The 11,017-nt window shown below is 43.6% G+C and carries 12 protein-coding genes; 6 read left to right on the forward strand and 6 right to left on the reverse strand.

The features are described 5' to 3' along the window. Nucleotides 1–120 precede the first annotated feature (120 nt). Entirely contained in the window at nt 121–1,011 is an 891-nt protein-coding gene (locus DYE48_RS20665; protein WP_115825192.1) for a fructose bisphosphate aldolase, read from the reverse strand. Nucleotides 1,012–1,186: 175 nt separating this feature from the next. Here DYE48_RS20665 and DYE48_RS20670 point away from each other — a divergent pair, with 175 nt between their 5' ends. After that, complete coding sequence (locus tag DYE48_RS20670) at nt 1,187–1,912, forward strand: TspO/MBR family protein (protein ID WP_115825193.1); 726 nt, start codon at nt 1,187–1,189, stop codon at nt 1,910–1,912. A gap of 38 nt (nt 1,913–1,950) precedes the next feature. Here the strand turns inward: DYE48_RS20670 and DYE48_RS20675 are convergent, their stop codons facing one another. Continuing rightward, on the reverse strand, nt 1,951–3,147 hold the full coding sequence (locus tag DYE48_RS20675; protein WP_115825194.1) for a cytochrome P450 family protein: 1,197 nt from the start codon (nt 3,145–3,147) through the stop codon (nt 1,951–1,953). A 195-nt stretch (nt 3,148–3,342) separates the two neighbouring features. Here DYE48_RS20675 and DYE48_RS20680 point away from each other — a divergent pair, with 195 nt between their 5' ends. The 4 genes from DYE48_RS20680 (at nt 3,343) to DYE48_RS20695 (ending at nt 6,997) form a co-directional block, all read left to right on the forward strand. Beyond that, nucleotides 3,343–4,260: an aldo/keto reductase gene (locus tag DYE48_RS20680; RefSeq protein ID WP_115825195.1), complete on the forward strand. Its 918-nt coding sequence runs from the start codon at nt 3,343–3,345 to the stop codon at nt 4,258–4,260. 364 nt (nt 4,261–4,624) lie between these two features. After that, nucleotides 4,625–5,056 carry a helical membrane plugin domain-containing protein gene (locus DYE48_RS20685; protein WP_089651572.1) on the forward strand — a complete coding sequence of 144 codons (432 nt, stop codon included), beginning with the start codon at nt 4,625–4,627 and terminating at the stop codon, nt 5,054–5,056. A 17-nt stretch (nt 5,057–5,073) separates the two neighbouring features. After that, nucleotides 5,074–6,255: an NAD(P)/FAD-dependent oxidoreductase gene (locus tag DYE48_RS20690; RefSeq protein WP_115825196.1), complete on the forward strand. Its 1,182-nt coding sequence runs from the start codon at nt 5,074–5,076 to the stop codon at nt 6,253–6,255. A 193-nt stretch (nt 6,256–6,448) separates the two neighbouring features. Next, the gene (locus tag DYE48_RS20695; protein WP_115825197.1) at nt 6,449–6,997 is read left to right on the forward strand and encodes a CBO0543 family protein; all 549 of its coding nucleotides are present in this window, start codon (nt 6,449–6,451) and stop codon (nt 6,995–6,997) included. A 159-nt stretch (nt 6,998–7,156) separates the two neighbouring features. Here the strand turns inward: DYE48_RS20695 and DYE48_RS20700 are convergent, their stop codons facing one another. Together DYE48_RS20700 and DYE48_RS20705 are read right to left on the reverse strand one after the other, a co-directional pair. Then, nucleotides 7,157–7,654 (reverse strand): hypothetical protein, encoded by a 498-nt coding sequence (locus DYE48_RS20700; RefSeq protein WP_115825198.1) that lies wholly within the window; start codon nt 7,652–7,654, stop codon nt 7,157–7,159. 116 nt (nt 7,655–7,770) lie between these two features. After that, a complete protein-coding gene (locus DYE48_RS20705) occupies nt 7,771–8,274 on the reverse strand; it encodes a hypothetical protein (RefSeq protein WP_341865628.1) in 504 nt (167 codons plus the stop codon). Between the two features lie 163 nt (nt 8,275–8,437). Here DYE48_RS20705 and DYE48_RS20710 point away from each other — a divergent pair, with 163 nt between their 5' ends. Next, nucleotides 8,438–8,995 carry a CotY/CotZ family spore coat protein gene (locus DYE48_RS20710; protein WP_244199498.1) on the forward strand — a complete coding sequence of 186 codons (558 nt, stop codon included), beginning with the start codon at nt 8,438–8,440 and terminating at the stop codon, nt 8,993–8,995. A gap of 110 nt (nt 8,996–9,105) precedes the next feature. Here DYE48_RS20710 and DYE48_RS20715 read toward each other — a convergent pair whose 3' ends face one another. Further along, nucleotides 9,106–9,474, reverse strand: a complete 369-nt coding sequence (locus tag DYE48_RS20715) for a dehydrogenase (protein ID WP_115825199.1) — start codon at nt 9,472–9,474, stop codon at nt 9,106–9,108. 11 nt (nt 9,475–9,485) lie between these two features. Then, a complete protein-coding gene (locus DYE48_RS20720; protein WP_115825200.1) occupies nt 9,486–10,676 on the reverse strand; it encodes a ParM/StbA family protein in 1,191 nt (396 codons plus the stop codon). Between the last annotated feature and the right edge of the window lie 341 nt (nt 10,677–11,017).

The following is an 11,017-nucleotide window of genomic DNA, read 5'->3' on the forward strand; positions in this document are numbered from 1 at the left end:
ATGGATGGCTGTGTTAAGTGATACAGGGGCAGCTTTACTTGTTATTCTCAACAGTATGAGACTATTAAGAAATAAATAATATAAAAAGGTGCGATCATTGGATCGCACCTTTTTTGTTCTCTATTTTTTATTAACCGAAGCATCATAGATGGAATCTACAGCTTTCTTCAGTTCTGCGTCGAATTCCTCATTAGACTGATTGGCATTCAAGTCTGCAGCCAGGGCGCGGGAGAAACTTGCGATCACGCCATCGTTTTCCTTAAGCTTTTCGTTCGCTTCTTCACGGGAATAACCACCGGAAAGGGCAACGACACGAACGACTCGGGGATGATCGACGAGTTCTTTGTATGCGTTCGGCTGAGTAGGGATCGTAAGCTTCAGCATGACGTTCTCCTCTTCTGATAATTCATTTAAGTGTTTCAATATCTCATCTCGGAGAAGTTCCTCGCATTTTTCTTTGTCACTGCTGTGAATATCGACTTCTGGTTCGATGATCGGTACAAGGTCAGAAGCGATGATTCTTTTTCCAATGTCGAACTGTTGTTGAACGACTTCTTTGATCCCGCTAGGATTTGGCTCATGGATGACGGAGCGCATCTTTGTGCCGAAAATGTTACGTTCATTGGCACGGCGTAATGTTTCATCAAGATCATCAATCGGTTTCATGAGCTGCACGCCGTTTTCTTTTTCCGCAAGCCCTTTGTCGACTTTAAGGAAAGGGACGACCCCTTTGCTGGCTAAATAATCGGCTGTATATTGACCCTCGATTTCCCGGTCCATCGTTTGCTCAAATAGAATGGCACCGAGGATATGGTCGGCATCGAAAGAAGGGGAGGTGATGATCCTTGTCCGCATTTGGTGGACAAGGTCGAACATCTCATCCTCACCTGAATAGGAATCCTCCGGTACGCCATAAGCGGCTAACGCTTTCGGTGTGCTTCCACCGCTTTGGTCAAGTGCAGCGATAAATCCATTTCCGTTCTTCATTTTTTCAAATTGCTTGTTGTTCATGTTTTCCACTCCTTTTTCGTAGTGTGAAAAATTACCCTTTATACTGTTCCCTTAAATTGGATTTGCATAACCTGAAAATGGGAGAAGAGTTTTACTGTGGATGTGGGGGAAGGTGTTTTAACAGAGCATGAAAAGGAATACTATGTATCAATCGGAGTATAGAGGAGGGATTTTTATGGGGAAGTGGATTATGAACGTTCTGGCGTTCATTCTTGTCGTCACTGTGAATGGACTTGCTAATGCTTTGCCCTTGAATGGTCAGACGACAGGTGAAATATCCAACCGTCTGAACGTTTTATTCACTCCTGCAGGGTATGTGTTCAGTATATGGGGGCTCATTTACATTTTACTAGGGATCTGGGTGATTCGACAGTTTCCGAAAAGTAGACGGGACCTGCCCATCTATCAAGAGACAAGTGGTCTCTTCGTCTTAAGCAGCCTGCTGAATAGTCTCTGGATCTTTATGTGGCACTATGAATTTTTCGGAATATCGGTCTTGGTGATGTTTGGATTGTTGCTCACCTTGATCCGTTTATATCAGACCTTACAGAAAAATGAGGCTTCTTTTTTCGATCGTCTTCCGTTTTCTATTTATCTCGGTTGGATCAGTGTCGCCACCATCGCGAACATCAGCTACTATTTAACCTACATCGGCTGGGATGGATTCGGAATTTCCGCCTCTGTATGGACGATATTGTTGATGATTGTGGGCACACTGCTTGCTATTTACTTTATGAAAAGCCAGGATGACTGGGTGTATCCGCTCGTTTTTGTCTGGGCGTTTATCGGCATCGGGGTGAAAAATCAGGGCAACGATGTGCCTCTTGTTGTAAACTCCGCTTTTATTCTTGCGGGACTACTGCTTGTGCTCACCATTTTATATGGATTCAGAAAAAAATAACAGCCACTTGATGCGTTCATCAAGTGGCTGTTATTTGTTCACAAAGAAACAGGAAGGGAATCCAGGCCTCTTAAAAGGAAGACGGAACGCCATTCGGGTGGGTTTACATCGCGGTTCAGATCGATATCCGGGAACGTCGTTAGTAATTTTTCCAGCGCAATTTTCCCTTCCAGGCGGGCGAGAGGGGCGCCGAGACAAAAGTGGCTCCCGAACCCGAATGCAACATGAGCATTTCTTTCTCTCGTAATATCAAACTGAGAGGCACGTTCAAACTTTTCTTCATCACGGTTGGCTGAACTGATCGAGGCGACAATGAAATCCCCACGACGGATAAGCTGGCCGTGGAAATCCATGTCCTCATCTGCCCAGCGAGCAGTCGAAAAATCGACAGGGCTGTAATAGCGAAGTCCTTCTTCGATCGCACCAGGAATGAGAGTAGAATCATCTTTTACTTTTTCAAATTGGTCAGGATGTTCAAACAGGGCAAACATGGTGTTCCCGATCAAATTGACCGTCGTTTCGTGGCCGGCGATGATCAAAAGGACGATCATAGAGTAGAGCTCATTCCTTGTCAGCTGCTCCCCGTCTTCTTCAGTTTGGATGAGGTGGGAAACCAAGTCATCCTGAGGTTCTGCTTTTCGTTGTTCAAAAAGCTCTGTCAGATATGTAGTAAAAGCTTCTACATCATCCATGAAGTCAGGGTCCATTTCGTTGGAGGCAGAGACGATGGTGTTGGACCATTGTCTGAATTTATCCCGGTCCTCTGCGGGGACCCCGAGCATCTCACTGATGACGATAATGGGCAGTGGAAAAGCGTAATCATCAATTAAGTCGACCGTCGTTTCTTTTTGTTTCATTTGGTTTAATAGATCATCCGCAATTTCACGGATTCTTGGTTCCAGCTGCTTAATGGTTTTAGGATTGAAGTAAGGTTGGACAAGTTTGCGCAGGCGTGTATGGTCAGGTGGGTCGACGTCCAGCATCATGTTTTGGAAGATGTTGAAGTCGTCTTGTTCGGTGTCTTTAGAAGCAGAAGAGAATAATTTGCTTTGGTCTTTAATGAAACTGGATGATTTCAAAAGCTCTTTCACGTGATCATATTTCGTAATCATCCAGGAGTGATTCGTTCCGTTACTGTTCATTGGAAAAATCGGTTGATCTTCTCGAAGCTCTTCGTAAAAAGGATACGCGCCTTTTTTGAAATTCGATTGGTTCAGTGTTTCCATGTTCTCCATTCAAAGTTCCTCCTCTGAAATGCTTCTCTATACTTGGATTATATAAGGGAATAGGGGGAAATGGAAATAAAAGGAGTACCAGGTCATCCAGAATCTGGATGACCTGGTACTCCTTTTATTGTAAGCGTTATTCCTTACGATTTTGAGGGAAAGTGATAGGATAAGGATAGGTAGGGAAAGAAAGGTGGAAGCAATGTGAAGAAAATTCAATTAGGGAAAAGTGATTTAGAGGTCGGGGAGATTTCACTCGGCTGTATGAGAATGAGTGAACTGAGCACGAAGGAGGCATCGGAAGTGATCACAAATGCGGTCGAGAATGGGGTCGACTTATTTGATCACGCCGATATCTATGGAAAAGGAGAATCGGAGTCTGTATTTGCTGAAGCACTGAAAACGACCGGCGTGTCACGTGAGGACATCAAGCTTCAAACGAAGTGCGGCATTCGTAAAGGGTTCTTTGATTTTTCTAAAGAGCATATTTTGGAGTCAGTGGACGGAAGTCTGAAGCGGTTGAATACAGAGTATGTGGATAGTTTATTGCTGCACCGTCCAGATGCTTTGATGGAGCCGGAAGAAGTAGCGGAAGCGTTCGCAGCACTGAAAGAAAGCGGAAAGGTTCGTTACTTTGGTGTGAGTAACCAAAACCCGATGCAAATGGAACTCTTGAAGAAGTATGTGGGAGAAAGTTTGATCGTCAACCAGCTGCAACTCAGCCTCGTCCATACACCGATGATTGATGCTGGATTCAATGTGAACATGCAGAACGATCCGGCCATCGTCAGGGACAGCAATGTCTTGGAGTATTGTCGACTGAATGATATGACCATTCAAGCATGGTCGCCATTCCAGCACGGAATGATCGAAGGTCCTTTTGTAGGCAATGACGCTTTCCCAGAGGTGAATGCCAAGCTTCAGGAACTTGCTGAAAAGTATGAGGTGACGGATTCTGCCATCGCAATTGCCTGGATTCTGCGTCACCCGGCTAACATTCAACCTGTCGTTGGCACAATGAATACGCAGCGAATGCAGAACATTGCCAAAGCTTCTCATATTGTCTTATCTAGAGAAGAATGGTACGAGCTTTACCGAGCTGCTGGTAACGATCTACCGTAATATGGATTGGAGGAGGGGGCTAATCGGATTCATGGTTAGCCTTCTCCTCGTATGGAGAACCTTTCCTCATATAAAATAGGTATATTCTAGAATGAGAAAATATCTTTAGCGAATGATAATAAGAGCGATAAATCCGTCTTTTTGATTGAAAATGCTGTAAAAAGAACGGGGATTATAAAAAAATCATGATTGAAAGCGTTTATTTTGTAAGAATGTGTTGTGCTTCACAAGATTATATTTTACTCTAGTAACGTTAGCTATAAAATGGCACTCTTACTGTTTTATAACAGGTGGAGCTTTCGTTGCTTGTACTAGTTATTTACTTATAAAAATGAGCCCCGGGCTCAAAAAAGGAGAAGTGGATATGGCAGATTCATTCACAACAGAAAAAGACGGGCAGACAAACGTTGCTCGTGACGAGCGTGAACTGCTCGACCAACTACTGGAACCTGAAGTACAGGAATCTTTGACTGTTCTTGTGAAAGAGCTTCCGAAGCTTACCGAATTGGTGAAGATTCTTTCAAGCTCCTACGACACCGTTCAATCGCTTGCGACGGATGAAGTTCTGAAAAAAGACACGGTTGAGTTCATGTCAGAAGTGGCTGAGCCTCTCAAACATTCCGTGAAAGAAGTAACGCAGAACGCAATCGAAGCGAAAGATCATGCGGAAAGCAGCTCAGAAGTTATCGGACTATTCGGCTTGATGAAGATGTTGAAAGACCCTCAAGCTCAAAAAATGTTCCGTTTCGTTAACGCATACTTAAAAGTATCCGCTGAACGCAATCACAAAGAGTAGGAAATGGAGGAATCAACATGTCAAAAGAAATCGTCATTCTAGGCGGCGGTTATGGCGGGCTTCTTGCCGCTTTGTCTGTGCGCCAATACATGGACGCTTCTGAAGCGAACGTCACAATCATTAACAAAACCCCGACACACCAAATCATTACAGAATTGCACCGTTTGGCAGCAGGAAACATTACTGAGCAGGCGGCAGCGCTTCCTCTTGAGAAGTTATTGAAAGGAAAAGACATCAACCTTAAGGTTGCGACCATTGAGTCCTTTTCTGTCAATGACAAAAAGATCTCACTAGAAGATGGCTCTGAACTGTTCTATGATGCTTTGGTCGTGGCACTAGGTAGTGTAACGAACTACTTCGGCATCCCTGGACTGCAGGAACACAGCATGGTCCTTAAATCTGCGGAAGATGCAAATAAAATCCGTGAACACGTGGAAGCTCGCATTCGTGATTATGCAGCGACGAATAACGAGGCAGATGCCCACATCGTCATCGGCGGCGGTGGCTTGACTGGTGTCGAGCTTGTCGGTGAATTGGCTGATGAAACACCAGCAATGGCTAAAAAATATGGTGTTAACCCTGATGAAATTAAGTTGACACTCGTAGAGGCCATGCCGAAAATTTTGCCGATGCTTCCTGATCACTTGATCGAAAGAGCAACGAAAAGCCTTGAAAAACGTGGCGTAGAATTCCTGACAGAACTTCCTGTCACAAATGTGGAAGGAAACATCCTCGAGTTGAAAGACGGCCGTAAGCTGACAGCCAATACGTTCGTCTGGACGGGTGGAGTTGCTGGAAACCCACTTGTCGGTGAATCCGGTATTGAAGTGAATCGCGGACGTGCGTCTGTAAACAATTATCTTCAGTCTGTATCCCACAAAGACGTATTTGTTGTCGGTGACAGTGCGGTTTATTTCAAACCAGGTGATGAACGTCCACAACCACCGACAGCACAAATCGCTTGGCAAATGGGTGAGACCGTCGGTTATAACCTATATGCCTACCTTGAAGACAAGAGCTTTGAAGAGTTTGAACCTGTCAACTCAGGTACACTTGCAAGCCTTGGCCGTAAAGACGCGGTAGCTTTCATCGGTGCCAATCAGACACCATTGAAAGGTCTTCCGGCTTCTGTCATGAAAGAAGCAAGTAACGTGCGTTACCTATCCCACATCAAGGGACTATTCGCACTTGCCTATTAAGAATATTCTCTAAGGTGAAACACCCTTAACAAACGCCTGCTTCCCAGCGCTCCCAAGCGAAAACGAAGCAGGCGTTTTTTTGTACATTTTTTACATTATTTGCCACACCAGGTCATCCAGATATTGGATGACCTGGTGTGGCTATTTTTGGGAATTGATTACGCAGGTATAAAGGTGAATGGGTGGGTGCAGAATGGGGATAATTGATTTCATGGAGTGGTGGGAAATGTATTTATTATTAGTCATAGTGGTATGGATTCTTTTTGCCTATCGATTTGTTTATTGGAAGCAGGTAGGGAAGCAATACCCGACGATCCTGTTTTTTATTGCTGTGAACATGACCTATAATTTCCTTTATTACAATCACACTCTCTGGGCATTCCGCGGGGTGACGATGGAGTGGCTGAACCATTCCATCATCAACATGGCTTTCACTTTTTTCATCTGCCCGATCGGCTTAATTATCTATTTGCAGCGCTTTCCCAAAACCCGGAGCAACCAATTCATCTATATCACGGTTTGGATCGCGTTTTATACGGTAATAGAATGGTTGTTTTCTCTAAAAGGAATGTACGTATATGATCATGGGTGGAACAACTGGCTTAACATTCCGTTGAATGCCGTATTATTCCTCGTCCTTTATCTTCATTACAGAAACCCTGTGCGGGGGCTTCTTGTATCTCTGCCCATTGTTGTCCTTTTCCACGTATTCTTTCCGTTTCCCTTGGACAGTTTAAAATAGAAAGGATGTCATGCAGCCGTGATCATACGTGATGTGTTATCTGTCCCCATGTTTTTGATCCTGCTTTTTTCGAGTTATCTAGCGATGTGGATGTACATCGGCAAGAAAAAGATTAATAAAAAATGACCTGCTCCTTAGATTAAGAGGCAGGTCATTCTTTTATTTGATTTGCGTCCGTTTCGAAGATGGATGGCTGTCTTCGTATTTTTTAAAAGAAGTTTCCGGTTTAAGCGCAATCGTTTCCTCCGCTTGTTTTCCCAGAGATTTATACTTGAGCTGAAACTCATCCTGCACTTCAGGCGGTTCCTCAACGGAAGGTGACTGTTTCATGCCGGCAATCCAAGTGTCGAAGTCGTACATGCCACGGTCGATAATCAATCCCAAATCTTCGAGTGACTGTGTCAATTCGTTCAAGCAATCCAAACCATTCCTTAAAATAATGCCTTTCTCTTTGGCTTTATCAACGGAATGCTCGAGACGATAGCTCTCCCCTTGATATGTAAACTCCACAAAACAACTGTTACGGTCCCAATTAAAATTGAAATTCTCAACCTTCAGGCGTTTGACCACTTTGACCAATCTTTTTTCACAAATGCTTTGCTCTTTATGTGGCATCCATCGGAATAGAACATTCTTGAATAAACGATTCTTGAACATGCCATTCACCTTCCTTTTTTATTAAGCCTAATCATGCAGTGACTGTATAACTATTTCTACAAGATCGATGCGATGACCTTCCAGTTTCAAGGATAATTTGTAGAATAAAGGAATTTTTATTTTAATCCTTGCAGAAGACGCTCGTCCTTTTCCCGAACGAGATCATAAGTTTCTACCAAATGTTCGGGGACTAATGCACGTCCATAGTTCCAAGCATTGGTTTCAATGACGGCCTTCAGTTCTTCAATCTCCTCATCTCCTCCGTACATGAGTGTGCGCAAATCGTGTTTATGTTTTTTGAATGTGAGATAGTAGCCGATTTCATGATAGAGGATGATTTTCACAACGTTCTCTTCGGGTTCATTTACTTTTATTTTACCCATATATCCGTTGATTTGTAGATAGTTAAAATTCACTGTATTCGTGGATACATTATAGCTCATGGGTGCTGGAAGTTTATTATTGATTTCATAATTGATGTCCAGTTGATGTTCAAGCAGTGTATCCTTAATAATGTCTTCAACCTGCCGTACGTAAAGCATGAAAATCACTGACCTTTCTTTTCTATTATTCTCAGTATAAGTGAAGGAAAGAGGTGAACCAAGGTACGATACGCTCATAATGAAAAAGTCCTACACTGGGACCTTGGTAGGGTGCGGGAACCTTTGGGGATTCTATTCCCCTGAAGGGTGAAGAAAATTCCCCTGCGGTGGGCGCACACATCAAACGAAAATCGTCTCCACACGTATAATACGGTAACTGAATCATTAAGGAGTGAAAAAAATGAGTTATCGAGCGTATGATTATGACTATGATCACGACCATAAAGATGGATGCTGTGGAAAAAAAGATAAACACCATAAAATGAAACATTATAAAAACTGCGTAGAAGAAGTATTGGAAGCCATTCTTTTTGCACAGAAGAAAGCGAAGAAGGATGATTGTCACACGTCGTGCCAGCAGTCGATCAATGATTTGATCGGAGAAAAACGTGTGAAGAAAAACACGATTCCTTTTCTTTTGTATTGCGGATGTGAACCCTTCAAAGGCACAGGAGTAGCCACATATTCCTGTCACTCTAAGAAAGAGAAAATCAAGTGTATCCATACTCACATTTTTAAAATAAAAGAATTAAACAAAGATTGTGCAGTCCTTGAACTTCTTGAATTTAAATCAGATCTGAAAGATAAACACCCGAAACATTGCCACAGCAAACACGGTTCCGCCTGTCATCAACTGGATCATAAGGATCTGGATGATCTTGTAGGCACTGGCATTTGCATTACTGTGGATTTATCATGTTTTTGTGCGATTACCTGCCTGCCAGCTGTTCACTTGTAAAACATTACTGAATCTGACATGGCGAAACATCGATTGACCTTTCCTATGCGTATACACCGGCAAAAGAAAAGAAGGTAGCCTAAATGAGCCTACCTTCTGTACATACGTGCTTACCCACCGAAAGCTTCTAACAGATCCTCAATTTCCTGGATGTTCACCTCCTGTGAAACAGGTGGTTTTTTGATGGAGGATGGAGCACATTCCTTCTGATAAGAACCTGCCGCAAGCAACCTCTTTATTTCAAGCAATTCAGATAAAACCCCATCCGTACCCTCTTGCTGAGAAGCAGCCGCTTTGTGAAAGTAGTGGTTCAAGGCAGAGAATATCAAATGATTCAGGGTGTTATTTTCTGAGTGATAGGCAATTTCCTCTATAATTTCAGGGGGGACAGAGTGTTGGTCCCCTGTTTTTACATCAATGAAGGAATCGGGGATCGTAAGCACGGTTTGTTTAAAATAATCGTGATATACGTTTGACATTCCTTCACCCTCTAACTTTTGGTATAAGCATAATCGTCCGTATATTCTTTGTTTTTGCTGATCCACTGCATCTTAGCAAGAATCATCAATCCCTGGACATTCAATTGCGACATGTTCTCAGGGAAAAGCAATTCAATCGGACGGCCGCGCTCATTCCATTTCACGGCTGCTTCTTTAATTTGTTTTTCAGCGATTTCAGCGGCTCCGCCGACCGCAATATATCGGGATGCACCCTTGATTTCATTGGAACGGCTTCTCACTCTGTCAAAATGTTCGAGGTACTTGATCGCCATCAAACGCAGCTGTGGGGTGATGTATTTACTAATATCTTTTCTTACTCCTGCAAAGGGTTCAACGTACCATTCGGACTGACCGGCCACGAGTTTTTCTTCAAGCTCCGAACGTGAATTGAAACTGTACATTTCATTTTTACTTACTTTTTGTATGATATGGTCGAGGAATTGATTGATGCCGAATGGCTCGCCTTCGACAGATGCGACCGGTTTATTCTTCTTGATCCCTACAAAGTCCACCGAATCCCCGCCGAGATCTCCGATGAGAATGCCTTTAGAAGAATCCTTAACGAGTGAATCGTCGGAGATCATAAGCGTCTCCTGGTCCCTCGTCAAAGCTAAGTAGGCAAGAGCGCCTTCCGCTCCTACGATAACATCCTCAATTTGTATTTTGACCGCCACTTCCTTCGGTTCTCTTGTCCCAGGCACTTTATGAAAAATGACCGTATGATTTCCAATCAAACGCTGTTTGAAGATATCCTTCTTTTCTTTGTATTGAGTTGTGGGTAACGATACGGCCAACTGGTCGATCGTGAACTGGAAATCCTCTTCACCAGGGTTGGTCAATAAGGCATGGTATGCAGCAGTAGCAAAAAGAAGAATGTAGGTGCGCTCTTCGTCAACCTTTTGATTATTGAATGATGTTAAGCTGACGTTTTTCTGCTGCATCGCTGACTTTCCGATATAAAAAATCTCACGTCGATCCTGGATGGAAGGGCTTTTGATTTCAACGATCAAATTTTCCTCAAGCTCCACATCCTCTTCATCATAAGGTTTTTCGTAAAATCCCTCATCAAACAAGGCAATCGCGTTCGGCATCTGATAATCAAACATTTCTCCTTGGTCTGATACCAACGCTTTGTACCAGCTGTTTCCGACATCTACGGCAAGAAAATTATTTCTATTCATTTTCTACCTCCTCATTCTACAACGTATGTCGAAGAGGCCGTCCCTGTGCGAATACCCATTTCCTCCCCATCAAATCCACGCCTTATCTTAAAGAATATGGCAGGATTGTGTAAGACTTGAATTCGAGATATTCTGGGGTTCGTTCGCCGTATTGGGAGTCAGGGGGGGCTGGGAAGCTACTCGCTTTCCTGCGGGGATGGCGGCAAGCCTCCTCGTGCTTCGCACTGCGGGGTCTCGCCAGCCAATCCATTCCCGCGGGAGTCTCGCAGCTTCCCAGCCACCCCATTCGATGGATATGAGAAACGAACCCACATACACGAATGGAGCGTCTTCCATAACCA

This window comes from Halobacillus trueperi, from assembly GCF_003386945.1.
GTDB lineage: Bacteria > Bacillota > Bacilli > Bacillales > Halobacillaceae > Halobacillus > Halobacillus aidingensis.

Coding starts and splice junctions, on each gene's coding strand:
- DYE48_RS20665 (WP_115825192.1), bottom strand. CDS start 1,011: ATGAACAACAAGCAATTTGAAAAAATGAAGAACGGAAATGGATTTATC.
- DYE48_RS20670 (WP_115825193.1), top strand. CDS start 1,187: ATGGGGAAGTGGATTATGAACGTTCTGGCGTTCATTCTTGTCGTCACT.
- DYE48_RS20675 (WP_115825194.1), bottom strand. CDS start 3,147: ATGGAGAACATGGAAACACTGAACCAATCGAATTTCAAAAAAGGCGCG.
- DYE48_RS20685 (WP_089651572.1), top strand. CDS start 4,625: ATGGCAGATTCATTCACAACAGAAAAAGACGGGCAGACAAACGTTGCT.
- DYE48_RS20690 (WP_115825196.1), top strand. CDS start 5,074: ATGTCAAAAGAAATCGTCATTCTAGGCGGCGGTTATGGCGGGCTTCTT.
- DYE48_RS20695 (WP_115825197.1), top strand. CDS start 6,449: ATGGGGATAATTGATTTCATGGAGTGGTGGGAAATGTATTTATTATTA.
- DYE48_RS20700 (WP_115825198.1), bottom strand. CDS start 7,654: ATGTTCAAGAATCGTTTATTCAAGAATGTTCTATTCCGATGGATGCCA.
- DYE48_RS20705 (WP_341865628.1), bottom strand. CDS start 8,274: ATGAGCGTATCGTACCTTGGTTCACCTCTTTCCTTCACTTATACTGAG.
- DYE48_RS20710 (WP_244199498.1), top strand. CDS start 8,438: ATGAGTTATCGAGCGTATGATTATGACTATGATCACGACCATAAAGAT.
- DYE48_RS20715 (WP_115825199.1), bottom strand. CDS start 9,474: ATGTCAAACGTATATCACGATTATTTTAAACAAACCGTGCTTACGATC.
- DYE48_RS20720 (WP_115825200.1), bottom strand. CDS start 10,676: ATGAATAGAAATAATTTTCTTGCCGTAGATGTCGGAAACAGCTGGTAC.